Source organism: Ruegeria sp. BC3, from assembly GCF_056539265.1.
Genome location: NZ_JBQFUP010000006.1, coordinates 38,593 through 63,471, shown reverse-complemented (window position 1 = coordinate 63,471; position 24,879 = coordinate 38,593). Strand labels below are relative to the sequence as shown.

The window sequence follows — 24,879 nt, the reverse complement described above, 5'->3', positions numbered from 1 at the left end:
TACAGGATAATCAAGCTGCCAACGCCGACGGGACAATTGTGAAGTTGAGCAAAGTCGGAGAACCGCAAGGTTGATCCTCTTGGAATGACAGCAATGATGGAATAAGCAGTGCTCTAGAACTGTTTCCTTTTTGGTGTTTGATCAATTGCTATGCAAAGAAGCGAAGTTCGTTCAAAAAATGGCCCCGTGGCTCAACTGGATAGAGCAGCCCCCTCCTAAGGGGCAGGTTGCAGGTTCGAATCCTGCCGGGGTCGCCATTATCGGGCTCTCGATATGTTTGCCTAAAGAACCTGGAGATTATGGTTGGGCGGCCTAGAGAAACGGGGTGATTGTTTTCCAATCTCTAGTATCCGTTAAGACAAATGAACGATCAGTTAGGCAGAAAAATGAGTGCGCAATCTCTGATGAGCAAAAGGGGCCAAATCATACAGAACATTAACAAGCAACTCGCCAATGGATTTTGCGAAGTGCCGGTTGAAGAAATTGATGTGTGCCTGACATTCGATCGGAAGTTTGTTCCCCATGCAGCGGTTACGCTGTTGTCGGCGATGCGTTCTGTTGGAGATACCTGCAAACTGAACGTACATGTTTTGTCCACGGATGAACTGGGCGAAAACGCGAGAAGCTTGTTTGAAGGCCTGTCGCGCAACGCAGAAATCTTTTGGTACCAAGTTGATGGAAACAGGCTAAGTGACTTTCCGGATAACCGCGAACATATCTCTCGGGCGACATACATCCGCCTCCTGATACCGGAAGTCCTTTGCGCCGTTACCAACCGTGTAATCTATCTTGACTGCGATACGATTGTAACTGACCGGTTGCAGAAGCTTTGGGCGACCGATCTCCAGGCTGCTCAGATAGCCGCAGCCCCGGATGAAGGTGGGGTAACGCAAGCCGAGCGGCTTAACTTGACCCGAAGTGCGTTCTATTTCAATGCTGGGGTGCTGATATTCAATTTAGAAGCGATCGACCCTGTAACCTTTGCAGGTCAAGTCGCGGAGACAGCAGCGCGAAAAGATGTTGAGATCGAACTACAAGACCAGGATATTCTTAACCTGATGTTTGAAGACCGTGCTCTCAAACTCGACCTACGTTGGAACGCAAACACCAGACTGTATACGCCAAACGACCTGAAGCCTGCCTACACGCAGGCAGATGCTGAATCTGCCATGATCCAACCTGGTATCTTGCATTTTACTGATCGACGAAAGCCTTGGAAAACCGATTGCAACCATCCATTGCGCGAACTCTACTGGGACCTTCGAAACCAGACACCTTGGCGCGAAACGCACGGCGAACAGGCAAGAAGAAAAATCATAGACTTCGCGCGCAACAGGTTCAGCAAGTCGCGTCGGATAGTGAATGCCTGTTAGTGAGGGTCTGAGGATAACGCGGAAAGCCGAGGAACCCAGGCTCATAGCCACGCAAGACCAACTGACAGAGTGGAATCAATGGACCTTAGGGTGCATCATCTTATCTTCCAGCAACATCTTCAAATAGTCAGCATATCGCGTTTTCTTGAAGATTTCGGCTCGTTCTGCCAAAACAGAACTATCTATCCACCCATGCAACCAAGCGATCTCGTCGGGGCTTCCAGCTTGCATACCCTGGCGTTCGGTAAGTGTGCGTACAAAGTTGCCCGCATCCAGGAGTGATGCATGCGTACCAGTGTCGAACCAAGCGAAACCACGCCCGAGCGTTTGCACGTTCAATAGATCGTCGGCCAGGTACGTTTCCAACAATGTGGTGATCTCTAGCTCTCCTCGTTCAGACGGCTGGATGCTGCGGGCTCGTTTCGGGGCATCTCCGTCTAGGAAATACAAGCCAGTTACAGCGTATCGCGATGGAGGGTTTTTGGGCTTCTCAACAATGTGACGCACCTTATCGCCGTCAAAATCGACAACACCGTAACGTTCGGGATCAGCTACCCGGTATGCAAAGACGGTTCCGCCCTCAGTATGATTGTTTGCCGCTGCCAATAGCTCTGGCAAAGCGTGACCAAAGAAAATGTTGTCGCCTAGGATCATGGTCGACGGTGCTCCATCCAAGAAGTCCTCGGCAAGCAGATAAGCCTGTGCCAGACCGTCTGGAGACTCCTGCACGATCCAAGTGAGTTCGAGACCATATTGACTTCCATCGCCTAAAAGCCGTTGAAATTGGGCTTGATCCTGCGGAGTTGTAATAATGGCGATTTCACGGATACCTGCCAACATCAGGACGCTGAGGGGGTAATAGATCATTGGTTTGTCGTAGATCGGCAGTAGCTGTTTGGAAACGGCCATAGTGATCGGATACAGGCGGGTGCCTGACCCGCCAGCCAAAATAATGCCCTTGCGTTTCATTTTGATCCCTTTTCAATCTCTGTTAAACGCAACTGTCGCCACGTTGCTGTTTGAATTAACACTAGTCGGAGTTCCCTAGCCGAACGCCTACACCCGATCGGGATTTCAATTTTCCTAACCAGTCAGAGTTATCAAGGTACCATTGAACTGTTTGCTCCAGGCCAGAGTCCGGCGTGTGGGACGGCCTCCAGTTCAATTCTTCTCTGAGGCGAGCAGCATCGATCGCGTAACGTTTGTCATGTCCAGGGCGGTCTTTTACAAATGTAATCTGATCGGAATATGGGGCTGCACCGGGTCTCAGACGATCCAGAATTCCGCATAGTTTTTTTACAAGCTCAAGATTAGTCATCTCGTTTTCGCCGCCGATATTGTAGCTTCGGCCGAGTGCACCCTTATCTAGCACTAAAAGCAGAGCTTCGGCATGATCTTCAACGTGAAGCCAATCTCGTATATTGTCGCCCTTTCCGTAAATTGGAATAGCCTCGCCTGCCAAAGCCTTTAGGATAACCACGGGGATCAATTTCTCCGGGAACTGATAAGGGCCGTAGTTGTTAGAACAATTGGTCATCACGATCGGTAGGCCGTAAGTTTCGTGCCATGCGCGTACCAAGTGATCCGATCCGGCCTTGGATGCCGAATAGGGTGAATTGGGTTGGTAGGGGCTGTCTTCAACAAAGAACCCTGTAGACCCCAGCGAACCGAACACCTCATCTGTCGAGATGTGATGGAATCTGAATCCTTCGGGGCGACCCCGTGAAACCCACCAATGACGAGCTGCCTCAAGAAGGCGGTATGTCCCGACAATATTGGTTTCGACAAATGCGCCTGGCCCATCAATCGAGCGGTCTACATGGCTTTCGGCAGCAAGATGCATGATTGCATCAGGTTTGTGCTGCTCTAACAACTCCAACATTTTTTTGCCGTCACGGATGTCGGCTTTCTCAAAGACATGTTTTGGGTCGTCTGCTACGGCTGCGACATTATCGGTGCATGCCGCGTAGGTCAGTGAATCTACGTTGACAACAGAATGGCCGTTGGAAACTGCGAGACGAACCACTGCTGAGCCAATAAAACCCATTCCGCCCGTTACCAAAATTTTCACGTCACTACCTCATTTATCTAAAGTCTGCAGAATTCTTCGTTTCGAAAGTGCTCTACCCCAGCCAAAAGAGAATTCCAATTTTTTGGTGCGCGCTGGAGTCCGTGATTCACATCAGCTCCATGTCCGGATAGATCGGAATAAATCAAAATTCAGATGTAGATGCGCTGTCGTGGAATTGAGAACTCTATCAACGCTGTCAACCCTCTCGTTGAGTTCATGATGCGAGTTCCTCGCATATCGCTATTGGTGCTGTGTTACCAGCAGTTCCGTGATCTGTAGGGTGCTTCATAGCGGTTGACAATAGCGTGCGTGATTTGGCTTCCGATACAAAGAGCACTTGCTTTTTGATGCCTCCGTTCGGAGTTTCTGTGTTCCAACGAACGACAAAAAAGCTCGTGCCTATGGAAATATCCAGCGCCACTACTGAAGTTTTTCGGAGAAAACTTGGCCAGAATTGCAGTCTTATTCTAGATGAATGTGGTTCGGTCCGTGTGAAACAAGTCTAAATCAGAAAAGCCATTAAAGAGGTGATCGTTAGGCAAACCAACGGGCTTTCGCTCGCCAGCTGAAGCGTATAGCTTATCGAGTCTTGCCATAAACACCTCGTTGCTACAATCATCGTACAGGCTGGCAAACTGCCTCTTGGCGGCTTCTACGCAACTCTGGTTGTTGTCCAGTAAGCTCAAGCTTCTTTCAACAAATTCATTGTCAGTTGAGACATATTCCTGTTGATTCAAAATGTAGTCCATTTGACCAATAAATGTCTTTCTGGATACAACCGGAACGCCGATGTCGATGTAATCCATAACAGCAGTGCAGCCGTTTTCGGGTAGAGTATCAAGCGCCACATTTGCAGCGCTCAGGTAGAACCTAAAATCTGTTTCGTCGCATGCAGGGATTGAGATTACCCGTTGAAGGTCTAATTCGTTGCAGCCGACGTTTAGCAACTGTTTTCTGGAAAACTCCTCGGTAACTCCAACAAGAAGGAGCCAGGTGCGGCGATCCTTCCGTAAGATTTCCTTCAGCGTTGCAAAAAAGTTTAGATCCACAAAAGGTTTGAACTTGTATTGGGATGCAGAAGCAAAGGCTAGTTTTGCTTCTTTCGGAAGCGAGAGTTTTTGGCGGATGGTACTAGAATCTGTGCGCGTTGTTATAGCTTTTGTGGACAGTGGGATTCCCAGCCTTTGGCTGTTCAAAATACCCCGTCTCAACCTGGTCAGATCCTGCCCCCAACTGCGCGTCTCGGCAACAGCGTGAGCGACCTCCATCCCAACTGAGAAGCGGTGATCCGCATGATTATAAAATATCACGGGTACGGGAAAAGAAGGCAGGCCAAAAGCAAGTGATGGCACGACGTCATGCATGTGTATGTGTAGTATAACGAAGTCAAACCCAAGCGCGATGGACCTGAGCTCTCGAGCACGCTTTTGGATAGAGCCTTTGTTCCGTAATTTACTGACTGATCCGCCGCAATTCCTTGTGGCTTCGAACAAAAGGTCTGGAATTGATTGATTGCCCTGTTCTGTGAGAACCACAGATTGAGAGCGCCAATTTCCATCGAGTTCTATCCACCGTTCCACGACCCGCGTGTGGCCTCCCCAGGGAAAGGCTTTGCTCATTACGTGAAGTACACCCGAACGGATGTTTTGTCCCGAACTACTGTGGCCCGGTATCGCTGTTGCCAACTCGGAAAGTGCGGATTCGAGTACAGATGATCGATAGACGCCTGCACCAGTTCCATTTGCAAAATGAGCCGCTGCCTCAATAGCCTTCATCTTTTTTGAAGGGTTTTTTTCTGCGGCAAGTTCAAAGCATAGTCGTTCGAAACGTTGGGCGTTTGCAATCGTCCTCGATAGCAATTCACGCCGTGAATGCATTCAACGCCTCGCAAACATTCCGAACATCATCATCTGACATTGTCGGGTCGATGGGCAATGATAGAACTTCGTTGTGGATAGCTTCCGTTATCGGGAACGACAGATCCGACAGTTCCGCATACGCAGCTTGCTGATGAGGCGGTATTGGATAGTGAACCAAGGTTTGCACGCCCTTGTCATTTAAGTGCTTCTCCAACAAGTCTCGGCTCTTTGTCCGAACCACAAACAAATGCCAGACACTAGTCAGCGCATCATTGGGAAATTCAGGCAGCGTAACATGGTTGCTTTTGATACCATCGCAGTATGCGCGAGCAATTTCCCGACGGCGGGCGTTCTCGTTATCCAAGTACTTTAGTTTGACCCGCAGAATGGCAGCTTGCAATTCGTCCAATCTCGAGTTTCGGCCTTTGGCTTCGTTCACGTATTTTTGTCGCGACCCATAGTTGGAAAGCATGTCTACTTTGGCCGCCAGCTTGGCGTCATTCGTCACAACGGCACCGCCGTCGCCAAGAGCACCAAGGTTCTTTCCTGGATAGAATGAAAACGCTGATATATCTCCAAAATTTCCTGCTCTTGTTCCATTTTGCGTAGCGCCATGAGACTGCGCGCAGTCTTCAATTACGTACAGTCCGTGATCCTTGGCAAACTCACAAATAGCGGGCATGTCGGCCAGACGCCCATACAGGTGAACTGCCAAAATTGCCCGTGTTTTGGATGTCAGAGCTTGCGCAAGTCCATTTTTCGAAAGATTGAAGGTGTTCGGATCGGGCTCAACCAGTATTGGTGTTAATCCCATTCTGGAGACGGCGAGCACTGTTGCAATGTAGGTGTTGGCCGGAACAATAACCTCGTCCCCCGCTTCCAGCTCCAGTGCGTCCAGGCAGAGCTCAAGTGCGTCCAAACCATTGCCAACACCGATCGCGTGCTGAGACCCGCAGTATGCCGCGAATTCTTTGCAGAACTCTTGATACTGTGTGCCTCTAACGTACCACCCGCTATCGAGAACGTCCTGCATGGCCTGAGCGATCTCTGAGCTGTGGCGGGCGTTAACCTCTTTCAAATTCAAAAAGCTGATCATAGCTAATTCCTTACATTCAGCCGTCGGTGGTGCTTAGTTCGCATATCAGATTGGTATCAACTGCAATCGACCTATCCAAAGGCTTCCGAATCTTGAAACCGTACCCTAGACCCAATTCCTCGACCCACTTCCGAGCCTTAAAGAACTGGTCGAAATTGTGGTAAATACTGATGAGTAGAACCGGCTTGTGCTCGAGAATAGTCTTGCGAGCACCCTCCAGGACATCAAACTCCATGCCTTCGACGTCGATTTTGATCAAGCCTACTTCGATTCCATGTTCTTCTACCAAAGAATCTAGGGTGCGTACCGGGATTGTCTCTTGTTTTGCAGTTTTACCCTTTGATGAATTTACCAAGTGTGACTGATCGCCCTGATCCACCACCACCATTTCAGACGGTTTGCTACCAAGCCCAATATTGAGGGGCCGAACATCTGTCAGCCCGTTTTGTTCAATCGTCTCGTTTAGAAGCTCATAGTTCTCGCGGCTTGGTTCAATGGCCCAAATTTCTCTCTTGGTAAACTCTCGCATGACCAAGACTGAATCCCCAAAATATGCACCTACATCGATCATTGCCTTTTTCTTTAAGGCTTCAGGATGTTCTAGCTCTGTGATGAAATGTTTGTAGAAGAAGGCCGTCGATGAGATATCTGCCGAAGGCAAATGGTATTTTCCATCATAGAGATACCATTTGTCCGACACTTTGAGGATGCGATTGTAGTGGAAATCCATCAACTCGCGGAACGTACTTTCTTCTTCGCGGGTAATTTGGAAGGCTCCGGCACTATAGGCCGAATATTCGCGAATGCGCTTTAATACCCTTGTGACGACGCGTCGGCTCTCGTCATCAAGGTCAGCAACCAAATCCAAATACAATTGTGCGATATCGCCGGCGAATTTTTCGAATGAGTCCCTATCAATAATGGTGTCGCACGTATCCATATGCGCCACGTAGGCACCGCCGTTAACATAGCTCGTTGGCGGTCCCGATAAGGCAGTCGTAGTGTTGTCGGAGACTTCCTGTACTACCTCAGATTTTAGTGCCTCAATTCGCAGAGACTGGTTTGTAATTTTTGACGATTGTACTTCCAGTTGCGCAGCCTGACATTCAATCCGGGCGGTTTGGTTATCAATTAGAGCGATCTGAGCCTCTAGGCGTCCGGCCTGAGACTCAATTTCTGTATGTTGACGGTCTAGTTTGGCAGCCAAGTCGGGGATACGGTGCTCCACAAGATCTGCAAGCTGTTTGTTTAGCACACGTTTGGCCCGTCGGTTTTTTTTGGCCTTTCGGAGCAAGTTCGTTGCAATCAGAAGCAAAGTCACCGGAAACGCAAGAATCGCAAGAAGGGCAATAAACAAGAGCCACATCTTGTATTCAAAGCCCTTGAACTTCATTCGGCGAATTAGCTTGTCTTTGTAGCGCAGTTCCAACATGTCGCTGGTATATCGCACGGCTCGAAGCCTTCCCTTGAAGCCAAGCCGGTATGTTTTCTTCTCGATTTCCCAGCCAAGGAATGTCTCTTTCGCTTTGCCATATGTAAGCGTCGATTTGCGCGCAGCCTTTATGAATTCGTCGGCAGCAAATTTTGCGTTGTGAAATTTTGAAACGTAATCGTGGACGCTGTCACCAAGTTGTTTTTGCCTATCAGCGCTCAGCAGATCGTCCAGAATTTCTGCACAAGTCCGGATGGGCAGATCAAATTCAGGTGCTTGTTCAACTTGCCACCCCAAGCAAAACCCTTTTGTCTCCTGAAGGTAGACAAAAACATTGTCATCGTAGTCGTGAACCTCATTGCACACGACAATGGTTGGAATGGCCAACCGGCCTGACGCCAACACTGATGTACCCATCGCAAACATGGCGTCGACGTTGTCGATCAAGAATTCATCGAGTTTCTCGTCAAACATTGGTCCGGTAAACACGATGTTCAACGAGGGATAATCCTCAGGAATGATCCTGCTTTCTTCCGGGCCATTTCCAATGACGTAGAGAGTTTTTTTGCCGTCATAGTTATAGGCATCGAAATGCCTGGCCAGGTTGGTTACCGCAAACACCTTGTCGATAGACAGGCGCCCAAGAATTGCGATCCTGATTTCCCCTTCAGGTGCATGATAGGTCGTTTTTCGCTTTGGGCTCGGTTCTACGCCAATGGGCACATAGTTTTCGTCAAACGGAATCCCATAGTCCGCCTGGGCTTGTCGATGTGCAGCATCGCAAAAGAAAACAGCGTGATTTTCACTCACTGTCTGCAAAAACTCGCGAAGACGACCAGAGTCAATGTTCCAGGAGTCTTTCAAAACCGGCACGCACAGGTTATGCCAATTGACAAAAATAATCCTACTGTCCGGGTGCAGATCGGGCAACCAATGCGCCCAGTAAATCGGGGTAACCAGTATTACAGGTTCCTGCAACTCGACGCCAAAATGCCCGTCCTCCAATTCGAGCTTTTTGACGCTAGATCCCTCGAGCATAGGATCCGTGATGCCGTTTTTGAAATCAGTATAATACACGTTGCCTGAATATACTTCAGCCAACCGCCGAGCTATGGATGTCAAGTAAACCGGACCGCCGGACGCTTCACGCCATGGAAAATAGAATACGATAGGCAGATTCATTTTTCGGAAGTCTCGATGAGTTCGACAATAAATCTGTTGGGCATCACCATGAAGACTATTGGCGCTTTGAAGTAAACGGACTGCTTAACCGGAGTAATTGCGCGAATGCCAAGTCGCCCCATTGTTGTCATAGCACTCTCAATATCCTTCACATAGTATGCAAAGTGATAAGGTGTGACGCTGTGCGAAAGCCAGCTGTCCAGGGTTTTGTGGCCTTCCATATTTTCGAGTAACTCAATGCGTGGCTGGGATTGAGCGGTCATAAACAGGCCATGCACACCTTGCCCGGGATCGGTAAACCGGGCCTCGTCCGAATAGCCTACAAGACGATACCCAGCGGCCGCACTTTCAATCGATTTTGCAGCGATTCCAATATGATGAAACTCAAAAACACCCAACTCTGCCTTCAGGCGCCGATTAAAGATGTTCTGACAAAAGGGTCCCCATTTTGAAGCTGTCGATTCTACATATTCTTCTTTGGTCAGAACGTGTTCTACAAGTTCGAATGTTTCGCCACGCAGCTCTACGGTATTGGGTGCGGTCGCCGGTCGACGCTTTGCGTAACCGTCGTGAAATTTAACGACACCGGAGTTTTCGGATACGGTCCGGCAGTAGATTTCAGTCAAACCCAAATCATGAAAACCAAACGACATCAGAAGGTTGACGCTTTCGATAGCAGCCAGGCTACCATCTTCAATAATCCAGCGACCCCACTCTGCCCGGCCTTGTTCAATGTCGTACAAGCCGATCAAGCCCACAGTCTGCTGGTTGAACCGATCTACGACCAGAAAATAATAATCATTCTCGGCCCGGGCTTGTTTCTGAAGCCATGCCCGTTGCGCTTCTACATCGGGGGAAATGGGGTTGAGGTACTTTTGCTTTTGGCTGTCAACGCTGCGCAATTTGACGATGTACTCTGCATCGTCCTCAGAAACGGGGCGCAATTGAAAGGATAACCCCGTCAGTCGACGTGAACGAAGTACATCTACCACCAATCCGCTCCTTAGCTTCCGTTCAGTTTGGCTTGAATAGCGTCGACAAAGCTTTTGGGAGAGCCCAACTCCGTCAGTTCCTCAGGTGTGAACTGAATCCCAAATTCCTCTTCGGCAGCCAAGGCGTGCTCAATACGGTCGAATGAGCTCCAGACTTCAGGATCTTCGTAGTGAGCTTGGAATTTATCACCCAAGCCCGCACGGCTTTCAACAAAGGACAACACGTTATCTGACATGATTAATGACTCTGTTCTTTCATTTCTAATTCTGGGACGGAGATCTCGACGATCCCTTCTGGGAAAACATAGTCGAGCTCTGAAGCTGCGGCGGAATGTTCTTGAAGGAACTTCGCGACGAAGTCTTCTGCCGGCCCGTTTCGGTCGCCTTTTTGGAACTCGATCCTAACCTTGGAGCAGTCCAGCTGGGCTGCGGCGCACTTGATCGCACCTAGAACAACGACATCGTCTAGGCCACGTCCGAGAGCTCGGCAACTTACAAACATGTCCTCCACCTGCATCGTGTTGTCATGTTTGTGCGCAATCAGGCAGCCGATGATGCCGCTGTCGATAAGCTTGTCGCTCATGGATACGGTCATCACACAAGACAAGGGGCTTTCAGCTGCAGCCTTCACCTCTGCGAGCGAGTAACGCTTGTAGTTGAAAATGAACTGATTGGTCTTTCTGGAAAGCTCGGAAACCCGGGTCACCTGTTCCGGGTGATTTGCCTTGAAGGAGATCTTGATCTCTAAAGAGCGTAGATAGTCTTCCGGAGACATTTGCTCTTTCAGACGACGGCGTTCCTCATTTGCCTGTACATCTTTGCTTCTCGCTATGTCTTCTGCGGAAACTTTGGATTTCAACAAACCGGGGTATGCCGCCACGCCACGCGCGTTGGCCTCGCTGTCCGGTGAAGCCCAAAACATTTTGATGTCCGGCAACGCGTTACTCACTTCAAAAAGCTCGCCCATGTTATCATCGACAAACAGCATTGCGGAATGGTGGATATTCAAGAACTTTTCCAACCCTTGGATGTTGGACGACTTTGAATTCCAGTTGACCATGAATTTGGTCACATTTTCAGGGCGAAGAGGGAAATCGCTGCGGCTCTTGAACAATTGCACTGCATCTTCGGCTTCGTTTTTTGACGCGACACAAATAAAGAACCCTTGCTCGGAAAGCGCGACCAGCTTTTTTTGCAGCGCAATATGCCCCGGTTCCAAGACAACCCCTTCTGCGCCGTCTTCTCCAAGCACACCTTTATAAAGTGTGTTGTCGAGGTCGACCACGACAGCTTTCAACCCTGGCAGAAGCACCGCAGGAATGATGCTAAGGCCCAGCAGTCGGGACATTTCCAGACACGCGTCCGGGCTGCAACGTGTTCCGGTAAAGCTTGCGAGTCGCTCATCAAAGAACATGTCACCAAGGCGGTCGACTATTGGCGTAACGTCCGCTTTGAACAAAGGTTCTTTGGCCTCGAAATCCGCGCCGATGGGCACGATGACAACTGGATCTGCCGCGCCCTGAGCAAGTTCGTTCAAGCGAGAAACGATATGCTTGCGTCCATTCTCATCATACCGATCTAGATCAACCCAAAGGATGTGTGCGTCCGCTCCTGTCGAAAAGTCAACATTTGCAAAAGCATCATCGTAGTCGCTGTAGCTGAACTCTGCTCTAAGGCCCGAAACTTCTAGAAAAGCATCGAGTGTTGCCGCCACCAACTCGAAGGAATGGTTGCGAATGACGTTGAGCTTAATCTGGCGGGCTTGATGATCGCCTCTGTCAATGAGGTCGCCGCGCTTGAGGCTTTGGCTTGATGTGAGGCTGTGAAATTCGAGAAGCTTATCCATTTTTAGCCACTTATCTTCATGTTTTTATAGTCGTCAATCGAGTGGATGTATTCTTCCGCATCGTAGTGGTTATCTGATACGACAACCAGAACGCAATCCTCGCTGAAATCGTACATCTCTTTCCAGACCATCCGTTCAATCCAGAGAAGTTTCGAAGGCGAGTCCAAGTCTATGCTTGCGAATTCACCGTCGGGCGCGATCAGTTTGACCTTGCAGCGACCATTAAGGCAAAGAAACCCAAAACGCGAACGCCGGTTGGCATGGCTTCCACGCGGCTCATCACCAACGGTCCCATAAATCGCAAACATGCGTTTAAGTTCGAAAGGCACCTCTTTGAGTTGCTCAATAACAACCAAATTGCCCCTGTCGTCGCCACGGACCGGTAGTTCAACAATCCCGTATAGGTCTTTATGATCTTGTTCAGACCGCTTCATGAGGTGCACATCCAAGTTTTTTGAATTTTAGCGCGATTTAGCACCGTTTCTGTAGTGCGTACAGTGCCGTTGCATCCTTTGTTAATCATTTTTGGAATGTGCGAATTTTTTCGCCTGCTCCCTGGTTTGCCTATGAACAAGATGATGTTTGTCGATTGAGACAAGCTGACCGCCAGGGCTCAATAAGGCCCTCCAACTTCGGGTGCCAAAATTCTCGCGCAGATCAAAAAATGAGGCCACTTCTCCAAACAAACAGCATTCGAAACAATAAAACTTACCCTAGACTGACCTGTGTTCTCCACAATCAGTCAGTAGCTTCTATTTTTACTTCGGCTGCAGAGTCATGTTTTTTGAACTGTTGATCGAACAGATTTCGAAACTGACCATTGAGTTGCATGAGTTCATCGAGGTTACCTTGTTCGACCACAGCGCCATCTTGGACCACCATGATTTTGTCAGCCTCCAAAACGGTTGAAAGCCGGTGCGCAATCACAATCACGGTCATATTTTGGGTCAACGCGTCCAACGCCGATTTCACAAGCGCCTCGGATTCCGCGTCCAGTGCACTGGTGGCTTCGTCAAGCAGCAAAATCTCAGCTTTGCGCAGTACGGCGCGCGCGATGGCGATGCGTTGTTTCTGACCGCCGGACAGAAACGTGCCGTTCTCGCCAACCTGTGTCTCGTAGCCGTGTGGAAGATCACAAATAAAGTCGTGGGCATATGCAGCTTTTGCAGCCTCGATGACCTCTTCGTCTGTTGCTTCCGGCGCCGAGCAGCGCAAGTTTTCCATCACAGAGGCCGAAAACAAGAATGTATCCTGTCCAACATATGAAATCTTGCGCCTGAGCGATGAAAAGCGGGCTTCTTGCAAGTTTTGACCATCGATTTCCACGGTGCCTTCATCGGGGTCATAAAACCGCATAATCAATCCAAAAATCGTTGACTTTCCCCCACCCGACTGACCGACCAAAGCCGTCGTCTTCCTAGCGTCAAATGTCACGTCCATGTTTTCGATAACCGGAATCGAGCCGTGATACCCAAAGGTAACGTTGCGCAGAGCGATCTCGCCCGGCCCATCGAGGAGGTCACGCGCTTCCGGGCTTTCCGGCATCGTGTCTTCCTGATCCAGCAATCCGAACAGCATTCCGACGCCGACCATCGCCGCCTCAATCTGAACGCGCATTCGTGATAGCCGCTTGGCTGGCTCGTAAGCCATCAACAGCGCGGTAATAAACGACATTAACTGACCGGCTGTAGGTTGTTCCGTGCCCGCAATACCAAGGGTCGAAACGACAAGAACGCCAGCAACTGCCAAGCCGGCTAGAAACTCCATCAGGGGGCTGGCAATGGACTGCAACCGCGCAATATCGTTTGACCGTTGTTCGACCTTGAGGATGGCTGTTTCCATACGATTGATCATTCGGTCCTCAAGCGAGAAAACCTTGATCACCCTGATGCCCGCAGAGGTTTCCTGAAGAACACGGATAATTTCGGCCAGCGACTTGAACTCCTGTTGCATAATCGATCGCACGCTTTTTAGTAGGTAGCGCACGCCTAGCAGAGCGATTGGGCCGACGACAAAAAACATGACCGATAAGACGGGTTGCTGGTACACCATGACAATGACCAGCCCGACCAAGGTCAAGGCATCGCGTACAAACCCTGTGACAAGAACGTCAATAAGCGTTCGAGCAGCTTGCGCACCATGGGTGGTCCGCATCAGTAGGTCGGAGGATTCGTTTTCAGCAAAGAAGGAAACGCCGTGGCGCAGCAATTTTCGGTAAACTCGGTCCTGTTGCATCGCCACGATCCGGTTACCTGCACGCGCGAGGTATATGGATTGAATGTAAGAAGCGACCGCCTTCGTTAGAAACAGGAGAACAACGCCTAGAGCGATAGCGACTGCCCAGTCCCGCATCTCGGGGCTGGTCATTGCATCCACAATATATTCCATCATGAACGCAGAGCCGGCTGTGGTTGCAGCAACTGCAATCATTGCAACAATGGCAACGGCGTAAAGAGGACCTTGGGCAAAAAAGCTCTCGGTTATAAGGCGGCCCATATGGCCTGATCGCCACTCGGTCCAGGCACGCTTAATCATCGAATTCTCCAGATCATGAAATCATGCGCTCGCTCAGTTACCCTATTATTGTTTTGGCCTAAAGGGCAGATAAAACGGCACGACAGAGTTGTCCATGCGATCGGATGTATGGAGCGTCAGGCAGGTAGTCACTCTGTTTGCATAGTGCAAGTGATAGAAGGCGAAAGGATCAACGGTGCCAAAGCAAAGGTCCTTTTACCAACTTGAATGCACCGCGGGTGGGAAACACAACGATGTCGCCTTCAGTCTTGTGTAGGCGCTTTGCACACAGTTTTTGGCGCCCAAATCAAGTTGTTCTGGCCAATAGGTAAGCACTAGGCATACATCGGGTTGCAAGGGGTGCGGAGGCTCATACTCTTCGCGATGGGTCAAACGACTTTCTTCCTGGTTTCATTGTGATATGTATATGTTATACTTGCGATAAGGGTTAAATTCTATTTGGCCCCACTTGGTGAGTGTCAGTGTTTTGGTTGTTTCTAAGCGGATATCTGCCGCGGGATCTCGTTGCGAGGTGACGAAAAAAAGGATCGCTCATTTTTGCTTGTGCTCGGGGCGCGCGGCCCATAGGAACGCAATGAAAAGATTTATGGTTAAAGTGCAGTGTCGATCAAGGCTGTCATTCTGAGTCTGCCAGACGACGTGGAACGTCGACGTTCCTGCGGTTATGAGTTTGATCGCCTCGGGCTTAAGCACGAGTTTTGCGACGCGATCCCCGGTGAACAGATAAACACCTCTGAGTTGAAGGGTTTTTATGATGCGGACATGAACCGTATCAAATTTAAACGCCCGCTCAGTCGTAACGAGGTCGCCTGTACGCTTGGGCACCGTCTTATCTGGAAGGCGATTGCGGACTCTCAAGATCCAGTAACGCTTGTTCTGGAAGATGACGCGACATTTGTGCAAGATCCTAGGGGATTTTTGGAAGAACTTGCAGAACGCGGCGCGCATTTCGAAGATGTTATGATCAAGCTGGACGGTGTCTCAAGGAGAAACGGGCAAGTGATCAAAAAGGTCGGAGGCCAGGACCTTGTTTTGTCGGATCACCTCCCGCCCAGGACCACAGGCTATATCATCGGACGCCGTGCGGCGGCGCAGTTGTTGGCACTTGGCGAACGTATCGCGCGGCCAATCGATATCGATCTGAAATTCTATTGGGAACACAACGTTCCGATTCTAACGCTCAGCGAGCAAATGGTTGCTGAACGCGAAGAAGCTGGCAGCACAATCGACCATTGCCGAAGCCGCACGAAACCTGGCTCTCCTCTGTCCAGATTTATGCGCAACCTGATGTATCAGGCCAAATTCACCCATGGGCGGTTGAGCCATCCGTTGAACCCGGACATGATCGATGGGCTTGGCCCGTTGATGCAGGCCGATAATCGGGTTCGGAACCGCGTATGAAGAAAAGCCTTGTGGTTGTCCGTGCGGGCAACAATTCATTGCACCATCGGTGGCAGGAAATTCCCTATGAAGATCGTGCCTATGATCTTCTGATCAGTTATTTCTCGGATGAGGCGTTTGCCGCGTTCAAGCCTGAACCGGGCGTCGAGGCCGTTTTGGTCAAAGGTGGCAAATGGGACGGCTTGTACAAAACGCTTTCTTATCGCGATCTCGAGCGATACGACTATTACTGGTTGCCGGACGACGATCTGGACATTGGAGCTGCAGACGTGAACGCGCTATTTGGTGCAATGCAGGTCCATGGTTTGCGCATTGCACAGCCATCTCTGACGCCGGACAGTTATTTCTCGCATTTCGTGTTCAGCCAATGTCCGGGGTTTGTGCTGCGCTACACAAACTACATCGAGATCATGGCCCCCTGTCTGCATAAGGACATCCTGAAGAAAGCGTTGCCGCTGTTTCAGGGCACGATGAGCGGATATGGCCTGGACTACATCTGGTGCCGCTGGGCCGAGGCCGGCGCGTTTAGAACCGCCATTCTTGATGAAATCGCGATGCACCACACGCGGCCCATCGGAAAGAACCTCAAAGCGGCGATGGCGGCGTCCAACAATCTGAGCTCCGAAGAAGAAGAAGCGGCGCTGAAAGAGATGTTCGATCTGTCACGCCGCACGGTTCCAGTTGTTTTTGCGGGGATTCTGCAGGGCGGGCAGCCAATTTCCGGGCGTCTACCGGTAGGCTGGCGAATGTGCCGGGCCTGGATGTCAGTCTTGCCGAAGTTCCGCAGTTCCAGCGAAGCGCGTTCGGGCATATTCAAGATCGCTCGGCGGCAGTTGATCAAGCCTCTCGACATGACGACAATTGCGCTGAAACAGGAAAGTGCCTGAGATGCGTTTTTTGATGGTAGGGGCAGGGTTGTCAGGTGCCGTGATTGGCCGGGAGCTTGCCGAGCAAGGGCATGAGATCACGGTTGTCGACAGTCGCGATCATATCGGCGGCAATTGCCACACCGAGCGGGACGCCGATACCGGCGTCATGGTTCATGTCTACGGGCCGCATATTTTTCATACCGATGACGAAGAGGTGTGGAGCTATGTGAACCGCTACGCCAATTTCCTGCCCTACAAGAACCGGGTCAAAACCACGTCTCAGGGTCAGGTCTATTCGCTTCCGGTGAACCTGCACACGATCAACCAATTCTTCGGTAAGACCATGCGCCCTGATGAGGCACGTGTGTTCATCACCGAAGAACAGGCCGATACATCTATCACCGACCCGCAGAGCTTTGAGGAACAAGCGATGCGGTTTGTCGGTCGTGACCTTTATGAGGCGTTTTTCAAAGGCTACACGATCAAGCAGTGGGGCTGCCACCCGTCCGAGCTACCGGCGTCGATCCTCAAGCGTCTGCCGGTGCGCTTCAACTACGACGACAACTACTTTTTCCACAAATTCCAGGGCATGCCCGAGAACGGCTATACCGACATGATCGCCGGTATCCTTGACCATCCCGGGATCACTGTAAGGCTCAACACCACGTTCGACCGCAGCATGGGCGATGAGTTCGACCACGTGTTCTATTCCGGTCCGTTGGACGGCTATTTCGACTATGAACTGGGGCGGTTGGGCTATCGTACGCTGGACTTTGAACGCTTCACCTACGACGGCGATTATCAAGGCTGCGCCGTGATGAACTATGGCGAGGAAGAGGTCCCTTACACTCGCATCACCGAGCATAAACACTTTGCTCCGTGGGAAACGCACGAAGGATCAGTGTGCTACCGCGAGTTTTCCCGCGCCGCTGGCCCGGACGATATTCCCTATTACCCAATCCGTCAGGTGAAAGAAAAAGCGCTGTTGGGTGAGTATGTTGCCCTGGCTGAAAAGACCCGGAAGGTATCATTTGTCGGTCGCTTGGGTACGTACCGGTATCTGGATATGGATGTGACAATTCGCGAGGCGCTGGACTCGGCGCGGGCGGTTGTTGCGGCCATCTCTGAAAAAGAACGGCTTAAACCGTTCTTTGCACCGGTTCTTTAGGGCGCGCTAGGAGACGCTGCGGTTTCCGGGAACTTTGCCCGCGTACGATTGGCAAATGCAACCAACGACAGCATCACCGGGACTTCGACAAGAACACCCACAACCGTAGCCAACGCAGCACCGGAGTTCAGTCCGAACAGGCTAATGGCGACGGCGACGGCCAGTTCAAAGAAGTTGGACGTGCCGATCATTGCGCAGGGGGCGGCGATGCGGTGGGGGACTTTCAGGGCGTAGGCCGCGCCGTAGGCCAAGGCAAAGATGCCGTAGCTTTGGATCAGGATCGGTACTGCGATGAGTACGATGACCAGTGGTTTGGCCAAGATGGTTTGGCCCTGCAGGCCGAACAGGATGACGACGGTGGCGATCAACCCCATTACCGACCAGGGTTTGACGCGGGCAGAAAAGGCATCGATTGCCTCTTGCGAGCCAAACTTCTTGCGGGTGATCAAACCGGCGATGAGGGGCAGCACAACATAGAGCACAGTTGCCAAAACCAGGGTCTGCCAAGGGACTTGGATGTCAGTCACACCCAGCAGGAAAGCCACGATGGGTGCAAAGGCCACCACCATAATCAGGTCGTTCACAGACACTTGCACCAACGTATAAGTCGCGTCGCCTTTGGTCAGTTGCGACCAGACGAACACCATCGCGGTGCACGGGGCGGCCCCCAGCAGAATCAGTCCGGCGGTGTATTGGGCCGCGTCAGCAGGCTCGATCCAAGGTGCGAAGACGTAGTCAAAGAACAGAACCGCCAGAAAGGCCATGGTGAACGGTTTGATCAGCCAATTGACCACCAATGTTACGATCAACCCGCGGGGTTGGCGTGCAACGCCTGCGACGGCGCCAAAATCGACACCAACCATCATTGGATAAACCATGGCCCAGATCAGAAGGGCCACCACCAAATTGACGCTGGCCACTTCGGCCGAGGCGACCAGTTGAACCAGACCGGGGGCTGCCAACCCGATCAGGACGCCACCAACCATGGCAAGGGCGACCCAGACGGTCAGGTACCGTTCGAAAATGCTCATGTATACGCCTCATTCGGCTGATCGGTCAGCTTGCCGGATGTCAGGGCGGCCAGCGCGACCATGATTGCTGCTGTACCTAGGACCATGGCAAGCCCGCCGATCTGGTATGTCAGGCCGGACAGGACAGTGCCGACAAGGCGGCCCGTTGCGTTGGCCATGTAGTAAAAACCCACATCCATCGTCACACGCTCGGACCTGGTGAAGGCCAGGATCAGGTAGGAATGCAGCGATGAGTTGACCGCGAAGATGGCACCAAAGGCTAAAAGGCCCACGACAAGGGTGATGGTCAGCCACGGTTCGGGACCCGAGGACAGCAGAACTGCAACCGTCAATGCGGCAGGCACGCAGAACAGGGCGGCGGCCCAGTTGCGCGCCGCGTGGATCAGCTCACCTTCTGTGCGTTCGGTTGCGCGTAAAATCTTCGGGGCGCTGGCCTGAACGGCACCGTACAGGATGACCCAGACGGCCATGAAGGTGCCGATCATGAAGAACGTGGCGCGGTTGCCTTCTTCGGTGCCGTCAGAGAGGACGGCGTAGAAATAGATCGGGATACCGACCACGAACCACACGTCCCGTGCGCCGAACAGGAACACCCGCGCCGCCGACAGCCAGTTCACGTTGGATGATTTCGAAAACACTTCGGAGAATTTCGCGCCCTTGCGCCCTTTGGGCAAGCCGGGGGGCATCAACACGAAGACGGCAACCAGAATAACCGCCAGAACGATCGCCATAGCCAACGTCGCCCACATAAAGCCCACCGTCGCAAGCAAGCCAGCGCCCAGAAGGAAACCGAGGCCCTTGACCGCGTTCTTCGACCCGGTCAGCACGGCGACCCAGCGGAACAGCCCGCCGCCCGTCGCGGGGGCCAGCAGTTTCACGGCGGATTTCGAGGACATCTTGGCCAGATCTTTGGCGACACCGCTGGCACCCTGGATGATCATAACAAAGACCACTTTGGCCGGAATAGCCCAGTTAGGGTCTAGTTGTGTCAGGGCCAGAAGTGCTCCGACCTGTAGCGCCAAGCCCGCATACAAGGTTGACGTCAACCCAAAGCGCGCGGCGATCCAGCCGGCAGCCAGATTGGTGCCCATGCCTGCGATTTCATAGAGGACAAACAGATAAGCCAGCTGCACCGGCGAGAACCCCATCGTATGAAAGTGCAACAGCACCAGCATACGCAGGGCCCCGTCGGTCAGCATAAAGGCCCAATAGGCCGCCGTAACCGCGATATAGGCCGACAAACCTTCGGGCCGGTCGGTCACAGCGAGGCACCGACCATCAGGGCCACATCGACCAGACGATGCGCATAGCCCATCTCGTTATCGTACCAGGCATAGATCTTCACCTGCGTGCCATTCACCACCATGGTTGAGGGCGCATCCACGATCGAAGAGCGTTCGTCATTGGTGTAATCGGTCGAGACCAGCGGACGGGTTTCATAGCCCAGAATTCCCTTCAGCTCGCCCTCTGCAGCGGCCTTGAAAAACCCGTTCACTTCTTCAACTGTGGTTTTGCGTTCAACTTCGAAAACGCAATCGGTCAGCGAGGCGTTCAGTAGTGGCACGCGAACCGCATGGCCGTTCAGTCGCCCTTTGAGCTCAGGATAGATCAGAGTGATCGCGGTGGCCGAGCCCGTGGTGGTCGGAATCAGCGAGTTCAAAGCCGACCGTGCCCGACGCAGATCCTTGGCGGGGCGGTCCACGATGGTTTGCGTGTTGGTCACGTCATGGATGGTGGTCATCGACCCGTGGCGAATACCCAGATTGTCGTGGATCACCTTGACGACTGGGGCCAGACAGTTGGTGGTACAGGATGCCGCCGTGACGATCTGGTGGACAGCCGGATCATAGGTGCCGTCATTGACGCCCACGACGATATTCGCGGTCGGGCCATCTTTGACTGGGGCCGATACGACAACCTTCTTCACGCCGGCCTCGAAATAGGGGGCCAGCTTGGCCTCGGTCTTGAAGACGCCGGTGCAGTCGATCACCACGCCGACGCCGTCCAGTGGCAGTTCGTTTAGGTCCTTGGTACCAACAAATGGCAGGCGGGTGCCATTGATCGTGACGCTGTCGGCGTCATGGTCAAACGTGGCATCCCAGCGCCCGTGCACGGTGTCGAACTCCAGCAGATGCGCGTGCATCTCGGGGTCGCCAACGCCATCATTGATCCAGGCGATTTTCGCCCCTTTCTCAAGCAGCGGCTTGAGGGCCAGTTTCCCCATGCGGCCAAGGCCGTTTACAGCGTAAGTAGTCATTTCGGGTCCTCGGTAGACGTCCTGCCGATGTCATCGACAGCAGATTGAAGTGCGATCCGATCAAGGCTTTCGACCGGTAAAGACGTAAACGCCTCAATCCGTCGCTTGAGCGCACCGTAAGCGTTTTGAAAGGCGAGGCTTTTCTCGGCATCCGTACCGTCGGCCTTGACCGGGTCGGGCATGCCCCAATGGCCGCTGATCGGCTGGCCTTCCCAAGCCGGGCATTCCTCGTTCGCGGCCTGATTGCAGACGGTGAACACGAAATCCATCTCGGGCGCGCCGGGTGCCGCAAATTCGGACATATGCTTGGACCGCAGCACCGATGTGTCGTGTCCTTTGTCGCTGAGAACTTGCACGGCGAATGGGTTGAGTTCGGATGCGGGCTGTGTCCCGGCGGAATAGACGTTGAACCGATCGCTGCCCAGCGAACGCAGCAGAGATTCGGCAAAGATCGAGCGGGCCGAATTGCCCACGCACAAAAACAATACGTTGAACTTCCGATCAGTCATGGTCTCAGTTCCTTTGGAAAAGGGCATGCAGATATCAGGGCGACCCCGGCAGCAATCGACGATCAGGAAATCGAGCATTTGCTGCACGTTGTTCATTTCAATCGAATAGAGCAGAGACGTCCCCGACCGTTCCTGTTTCACCAGCCCGGATCGCTGCAGCGCGTTCAGGTAGTTCGACAGGGTGCTTGCCTTGATCCCAAGCTCCTCCGCCAGCTCTCCGGCCGGAACAGTGTCAGGAAACCGTCGCATTAACATGCGAAACACGGAAATGCGCTGCGGGTGGCCCAGGATGGACAGTTGGTCGGTGATTTGTTCTATCATATTTCATGAAATATTGAAATAAAGATCAAGCGGCAACCCACAATCGGCGCCGTTACAAAAAGTTCACAATGAAAATTGGATACCGACGCCGTTTGCTATGAGGCACTAGCACTAGAAATTCGCGCAGAACGAGACTTGCGTGTATCCGAACGAAGGTTTAAACGGGCCTTCGCTTGCCTCAATAGCTCAGCTGGTAGAGCAGGTCCTTCGTAAGGACAAGGTCGGGGGTTCGAGTCCCTCTTGAGGCACCATTATTCCAAACATCACTGACGCCAAGTCGGGTTGCCCGTCTGATCCCTGCGCCTTCAACGTTCAGGCACACTCTTTCACGCCAAGCCCGATCAGATATTCGCCGGAAACATACATAAGCTCATTCGGGCCCGCGAATCTGGCTTTGGTCATGAACCAGTTTTTGACCGGACTGGGATAGTAACTGGACAGCGAAACGCTTTTCCTGTCGAACTCATCTGCCGTCATTTTCGTGCGGTTTGCGCGGTGGGGACCATGGAAACCGAACACTGTTTTGCGGGACACGCAGACATCATCCGCCCCCAACAGCATGGTGCAGCTGGAATGGCAGTAATCTCCGGTGATCCGAAACTGTGCCTTGGTCCGATTGGCAATTTCGATCTGGACCATGCGATCCACGATCCGTCCGCCCCGATCATTGCCGACCTGTATCTCTTTTGACGCTGCCGGAACGCTCATCAGTATGAGAGCCGCCAGCGCTGCCATCATTTGTATCATCCGCCCGCCTGCTCAAAGGGTGGAGTTTTCGTTTTCTTGATCTCTACCAAAAAAGCAGGCCAGCAGGAATGGCGCGCCGGGACGCGAATGCGCCCTGTGTTCCTGCGGACTCACTTCCAATCCAAGGATTCTGAGGCTTTCCGAAGAAAACATTCGATCACAACGACTTGGATACTGCGTGCAGGCGCGTTGGTCACACTGTCGCTGCCACGCAGAGGTTGCGGCTTGCGCTGGGCTCTCAACTTTGCGCTTTAAGCGCGTTTCTCGCCGATGGTGGCCACACCGAGAACCGACAGCACCTTGGCCTCGATTTGCTCGGCATTCAGCCCGGCAACGGCATACATATCCGCAGGGCTGGCCTGATCGATAAAGATGTCGGGCAGGACCATCGAGCGGTATTTGAGACCCTGATCGAACACGCCTTCATCCGCCAACAGCTGTGCAACATGGCTGCCAAAGCCGCCGATGGAACCTTCTTCGATGGTGATCAAAGCCTCGTGGTTGGCGGCCAGATCAAGGATCAGGTCGCGATCCAGCGGTTTGGCGAAACGGGCGTCTGCGATGGTTGGGGTGATCCCGCGTGCGGCCAAGGCCTCGGCGGCTTTCTGCACCTCGGCCAAACGTGTCCCAAAGGAAAGCAGCGCTACGCGCGCACCTTTTTGAATGATACGTCCTTTGCCGATCTCAAGAATTTCACCCTGTTCCGGCAGGTCAACGCCAACCCCTTCGCCGCGCGGGTAGCGGAATGCAATCGGGCCGTCGTCATGCGCGGCGGCAGTGGCCACCATGTGCACCAGCTCGGCCTCATCCGCCGCGGCCATCACGACCATGCCGGGCAGGTTGGCAAGATAGGCGATGTCGAAAGATCCCGCGTGCGTTGCGCCGTCTGCGCCGACCAGACCCGCGCGGTCGATTGCAAAACGCACCGGCAGGCGCTGAATAGCGACGTCATGCACAACTTGATCGTATCCGCGTTGCAGGAAGGTCGAATACATGGCGCAGAAGGGCTTCATGCCCCCAGCCGCCAAAGCCGCGGCAAATGTAACCCCGTGTTGTTCGGCGATCGCAACGTCGAAACAGCGAGAGGGATAGCGTTCGGCAAACAGGTTCAGGCCTGTGCCATCAGGCATAGCAGCCGTAACGGCGACGATCTTGTCATCCCGACCTGCCGCTTCAACCAGCGTTTTGCCAAAGACAGACGTATATGAGGGCGCGTTGGACGGCGCTTTCTTTTGTTCACCCGTGACAACGTCGAACTTCGCCGTGGCATGGCCCTTGTCGCGGGCCTGCTCGGCCGGGGCATAGCCCTTGCCCTTTTTCGTCAACACATGGATCAGGATCGGACCGGTCGCCCGCGCCTTGACTGTGCGCAAAACCGGTAGCAACTGGTCCATATCGTGGCCGTCGATGGGACCGATATAGCTAAAGCCCAGCTCTTCAAAAAAGGTTCCGCCCATGGCCATGCCCTTGAGCATTTCCTTGGCGCGCTTGGCTCCTTCCCGGAACGGTTCCGGCAGCAACGACACTGCGCCTTTGGCAGCGGCTTTCAGATCGTGGAAGGGGGCCTCGGTATAGAGCCGCGACAGATAGCTGGACAGAGCGCCGACGGGCGGGGCGATACTCATGTCATTATCGTTCAGAATGACGATCAGCCGTTTTCCTAGATGACCCGCGTTGTTCATAGCCTCAAAGGCCATACCCGCAGACATCGAACCGTCGCCAATTACTGCAATCGCGTCACCCAGACCTTCGGGCGTGACACCGCCCAGATCACGGGCAACGGCAAAACCCAGCGCGGCGCTGATCGACGTGGAACTATGAGCCGCGCCAAACGGGTCATACGGGCTCTCGCTGCGCTTGGTGAAGCCGCTTAGGCCGTCTTTCATGCGCAAGGTGCGTATGCGATCTCGCCGTTCGGTCAGGATTTTGTGCGGGTAGCACTGGTGCCCGACGTCCCAGATGATCTTGTCGCGCGGCGTGTCGAACACCGCATGCAGTGCTGTGGTCAGTTCAACCACGCCCAGACCCGCGCCAAGATGACCCCCAGTGACAGAAACGGCCGAGATCGTCTCGGTCCGCAATTCCTGTGCCACCTGATGCAATTGCGCATCCGAAAACTGCTTGAGATCCGCAGGGCGGTTCACAAGATCCAGCAAGGGCGTGTTCGGGCGGTCAGACATGTGGCGTTCC

The 24,879-nt window shown here is 52.7% G+C and carries 20 protein-coding genes and 2 tRNA genes; 6 read left to right on the top strand and 16 right to left on the bottom strand.

From position 1 onward, the window contains the following. Positions 1-180 precede the first annotated feature (180 nt). Both ACR0MV_RS16230 and ACR0MV_RS16225 read left to right on the top strand, forming a co-directional pair. Positions 181-257: transfer RNA gene (locus ACR0MV_RS16230), tRNA-Arg, on the top strand. A gap of 105 nt (positions 258-362) precedes the next feature. Then, positions 363-1,373: a glycosyltransferase family 8 protein gene (locus ACR0MV_RS16225; protein WP_480702839.1), complete on the top strand. Its 1,011-nt coding sequence runs from the start codon at positions 363-365 to the stop codon at positions 1,371-1,373. 75 nt (positions 1,374-1,448) lie between these two features. Here ACR0MV_RS16225 and rfbA read toward each other — a convergent pair whose 3' ends face one another. The 10 genes from rfbA to ACR0MV_RS16175 form a co-directional block, all read right to left on the bottom strand. Further along, a complete protein-coding gene (gene rfbA, locus ACR0MV_RS16220; RefSeq protein WP_480702837.1) occupies positions 1,449-2,342 on the bottom strand; it encodes a glucose-1-phosphate thymidylyltransferase RfbA in 894 nt (297 codons plus the stop codon). Positions 2,343-2,403: 61 nt separating this feature from the next. Beyond that, positions 2,404-3,444 (bottom strand): dTDP-glucose 4,6-dehydratase, encoded by a 1,041-nt coding sequence (rfbB, locus tag ACR0MV_RS16215; protein WP_480702835.1) that lies wholly within the window; start codon positions 3,442-3,444, stop codon positions 2,404-2,406. Positions 3,445-3,911: 467 nt separating this feature from the next. Further along, a complete protein-coding gene (locus tag ACR0MV_RS16210; protein ID WP_480702834.1) occupies positions 3,912-5,321 on the bottom strand; it encodes a glycosyltransferase family protein in 1,410 nt (469 codons plus the stop codon). Next, on the bottom strand, positions 5,305-6,399 hold the full coding sequence (locus ACR0MV_RS16205; RefSeq protein ID WP_480702832.1) for a DegT/DnrJ/EryC1/StrS family aminotransferase: 1,095 nt from the start codon (positions 6,397-6,399) through the stop codon (positions 5,305-5,307). Before ACR0MV_RS16205 ends, ACR0MV_RS16210 begins: the two co-directional genes overlap by 17 nt. A gap of 16 nt (positions 6,400-6,415) precedes the next feature. Beyond that, entirely contained in the window at positions 6,416-9,013 is a 2,598-nt protein-coding gene (locus ACR0MV_RS16200) for an FkbM family methyltransferase (RefSeq protein ID WP_480702830.1), read from the bottom strand. Beyond that, positions 9,010-10,005: a GNAT family N-acetyltransferase gene (locus ACR0MV_RS16195; protein ID WP_480702829.1), complete on the bottom strand. Its 996-nt coding sequence runs from the start codon at positions 10,003-10,005 to the stop codon at positions 9,010-9,012. Before ACR0MV_RS16195 ends, ACR0MV_RS16200 begins: the two co-directional genes overlap by 4 nt. Before the next feature lie 11 nt (positions 10,006-10,016). Further along, complete coding sequence (locus ACR0MV_RS16190) at positions 10,017-10,241, bottom strand: hypothetical protein (protein WP_480702828.1); 225 nt, start codon at positions 10,239-10,241, stop codon at positions 10,017-10,019. Between the two features lie 2 nt (positions 10,242-10,243). Then, positions 10,244-11,851 (bottom strand): HAD-IIIC family phosphatase, encoded by a 1,608-nt coding sequence (locus ACR0MV_RS16185; protein ID WP_480702826.1) that lies wholly within the window; start codon positions 11,849-11,851, stop codon positions 10,244-10,246. A 2-nt stretch (positions 11,852-11,853) separates the two neighbouring features. Next, entirely contained in the window at positions 11,854-12,285 is a 432-nt protein-coding gene (locus ACR0MV_RS16180) for a sugar 3,4-ketoisomerase (RefSeq protein WP_480702824.1), read from the bottom strand. A 304-nt stretch (positions 12,286-12,589) separates the two neighbouring features. Further along, entirely contained in the window at positions 12,590-14,386 is a 1,797-nt protein-coding gene (locus ACR0MV_RS16175) for an ABC transporter ATP-binding protein (protein WP_480702822.1), read from the bottom strand. A gap of 600 nt (positions 14,387-14,986) precedes the next feature. Here ACR0MV_RS16175 and ACR0MV_RS16170 point away from each other — a divergent pair. From ACR0MV_RS16170 to glf, 3 genes are read left to right on the top strand one after another with little or no spacing between them, the layout of a single operon-like run. After that, the gene (locus ACR0MV_RS16170; protein WP_480702820.1) at positions 14,987-15,787 is read left to right on the top strand and encodes a glycosyltransferase family 25 protein; all 801 of its coding nucleotides are present in this window, start codon (positions 14,987-14,989) and stop codon (positions 15,785-15,787) included. Continuing rightward, positions 15,784-16,674: a hypothetical protein gene (locus tag ACR0MV_RS16165; RefSeq protein ID WP_480702818.1), complete on the top strand. Its 891-nt coding sequence runs from the start codon at positions 15,784-15,786 to the stop codon at positions 16,672-16,674. The genes ACR0MV_RS16170 and ACR0MV_RS16165 overlap by 4 nt, the downstream gene beginning before the upstream one ends. Before the next feature lies 1 nt (position 16,675). After that, the gene (gene glf / locus ACR0MV_RS16160; RefSeq protein WP_480702816.1) at positions 16,676-17,824 is read left to right on the top strand and encodes a UDP-galactopyranose mutase; all 1,149 of its coding nucleotides are present in this window, start codon (positions 16,676-16,678) and stop codon (positions 17,822-17,824) included. On the opposite strand, the gene arsB is transcribed toward glf, so the two are convergent. The 4 genes from arsB to ACR0MV_RS16140 are packed head-to-tail and all read right to left on the bottom strand — an operon-like array spanning position 17,821 to position 21,942. Then, complete coding sequence (arsB, locus tag ACR0MV_RS16155; RefSeq protein WP_480702815.1) at positions 17,821-18,855, bottom strand: ACR3 family arsenite efflux transporter; 1,035 nt, start codon at positions 18,853-18,855, stop codon at positions 17,821-17,823. The genes glf and arsB overlap by 4 nt on opposite strands. Then, positions 18,852-20,117 (bottom strand): organoarsenical effux MFS transporter ArsJ, encoded by a 1,266-nt coding sequence (gene arsJ / locus ACR0MV_RS16150; RefSeq protein WP_480702814.1) that lies wholly within the window; start codon positions 20,115-20,117, stop codon positions 18,852-18,854. The genes arsB and arsJ overlap by 4 nt, the downstream gene beginning before the upstream one ends. Beyond that, a complete protein-coding gene (locus ACR0MV_RS16145) occupies positions 20,114-21,112 on the bottom strand; it encodes an ArsJ-associated glyceraldehyde-3-phosphate dehydrogenase (RefSeq protein WP_480702813.1) in 999 nt (332 codons plus the stop codon). Before ACR0MV_RS16145 ends, arsJ begins: the two co-directional genes overlap by 4 nt. Further along, a complete protein-coding gene (locus ACR0MV_RS16140) occupies positions 21,109-21,942 on the bottom strand; it encodes an arsenate reductase/protein-tyrosine-phosphatase family protein (RefSeq protein WP_480702811.1) in 834 nt (277 codons plus the stop codon). The genes ACR0MV_RS16145 and ACR0MV_RS16140 overlap by 4 nt, the downstream gene beginning before the upstream one ends. 175 nt (positions 21,943-22,117) lie before the next feature. On the opposite strand from ACR0MV_RS16140, the gene ACR0MV_RS16135 reads away from it, so the two are divergent. Beyond that, a tRNA-Thr gene (locus tag ACR0MV_RS16135) sits at positions 22,118-22,193 on the top strand. A 61-nt stretch (positions 22,194-22,254) separates the two neighbouring features. Here the strand turns inward: ACR0MV_RS16135 and ACR0MV_RS16130 are convergent. Together ACR0MV_RS16130 and dxs are read right to left on the bottom strand one after the other, a co-directional pair. Next, positions 22,255-22,680, bottom strand: a complete 426-nt coding sequence (locus ACR0MV_RS16130; RefSeq protein ID WP_480702810.1) for a hypothetical protein — start codon at positions 22,678-22,680, stop codon at positions 22,255-22,257. Between the two features lie 260 nt (positions 22,681-22,940). Further along, positions 22,941-24,869 carry a 1-deoxy-D-xylulose-5-phosphate synthase gene (gene dxs, locus ACR0MV_RS16125; RefSeq protein WP_480702809.1) on the bottom strand — a complete coding sequence of 643 codons (1,929 nt, stop codon included), beginning with the start codon at positions 24,867-24,869 and terminating at the stop codon, positions 22,941-22,943. Positions 24,870-24,879 lie beyond the last annotated feature (10 nt).

Coding starts and splice junctions, on each gene's coding strand:
- ACR0MV_RS16225 (WP_480702839.1), top strand. CDS start 363: ATGAACGATCAGTTAGGCAGAAAAATGAGTGCGCAATCTCTGATGAGC.
- rfbA (WP_480702837.1), bottom strand. CDS start 2,342: ATGAAACGCAAGGGCATTATTTTGGCTGGCGGGTCAGGCACCCGCCTG.
- ACR0MV_RS16210 (WP_480702834.1), bottom strand. CDS start 5,321: ATGCATTCACGGCGTGAATTGCTATCGAGGACGATTGCAAACGCCCAA.
- ACR0MV_RS16205 (WP_480702832.1), bottom strand. CDS start 6,399: ATGATCAGCTTTTTGAATTTGAAAGAGGTTAACGCCCGCCACAGCTCA.
- ACR0MV_RS16200 (WP_480702830.1), bottom strand. CDS start 9,013: ATGAATCTGCCTATCGTATTCTATTTTCCATGGCGTGAAGCGTCCGGC.
- ACR0MV_RS16190 (WP_480702828.1), bottom strand. CDS start 10,241: ATGTCAGATAACGTGTTGTCCTTTGTTGAAAGCCGTGCGGGCTTGGGT.
- ACR0MV_RS16185 (WP_480702826.1), bottom strand. CDS start 11,851: ATGGATAAGCTTCTCGAATTTCACAGCCTCACATCAAGCCAAAGCCTC.
- ACR0MV_RS16180 (WP_480702824.1), bottom strand. CDS start 12,285: ATGAAGCGGTCTGAACAAGATCATAAAGACCTATACGGGATTGTTGAA.
- ACR0MV_RS16175 (WP_480702822.1), bottom strand. CDS start 14,386: ATGATTAAGCGTGCCTGGACCGAGTGGCGATCAGGCCATATGGGCCGC.
- ACR0MV_RS16165 (WP_480702818.1), top strand. CDS start 15,784: ATGAAGAAAAGCCTTGTGGTTGTCCGTGCGGGCAACAATTCATTGCAC.
- glf (WP_480702816.1), top strand. CDS start 16,676: ATGCGTTTTTTGATGGTAGGGGCAGGGTTGTCAGGTGCCGTGATTGGC.
- arsB (WP_480702815.1), bottom strand. CDS start 18,855: ATGAGCATTTTCGAACGGTACCTGACCGTCTGGGTCGCCCTTGCCATG.
- ACR0MV_RS16145 (WP_480702813.1), bottom strand. CDS start 21,112: ATGACTACTTACGCTGTAAACGGCCTTGGCCGCATGGGGAAACTGGCC.
- ACR0MV_RS16140 (WP_480702811.1), bottom strand. CDS start 21,942: ATGATAGAACAAATCACCGACCAACTGTCCATCCTGGGCCACCCGCAG.
- ACR0MV_RS16130 (WP_480702810.1), bottom strand. CDS start 22,680: ATGATGGCAGCGCTGGCGGCTCTCATACTGATGAGCGTTCCGGCAGCG.
- dxs (WP_480702809.1), bottom strand. CDS start 24,869: ATGTCTGACCGCCCGAACACGCCCTTGCTGGATCTTGTGAACCGCCCT.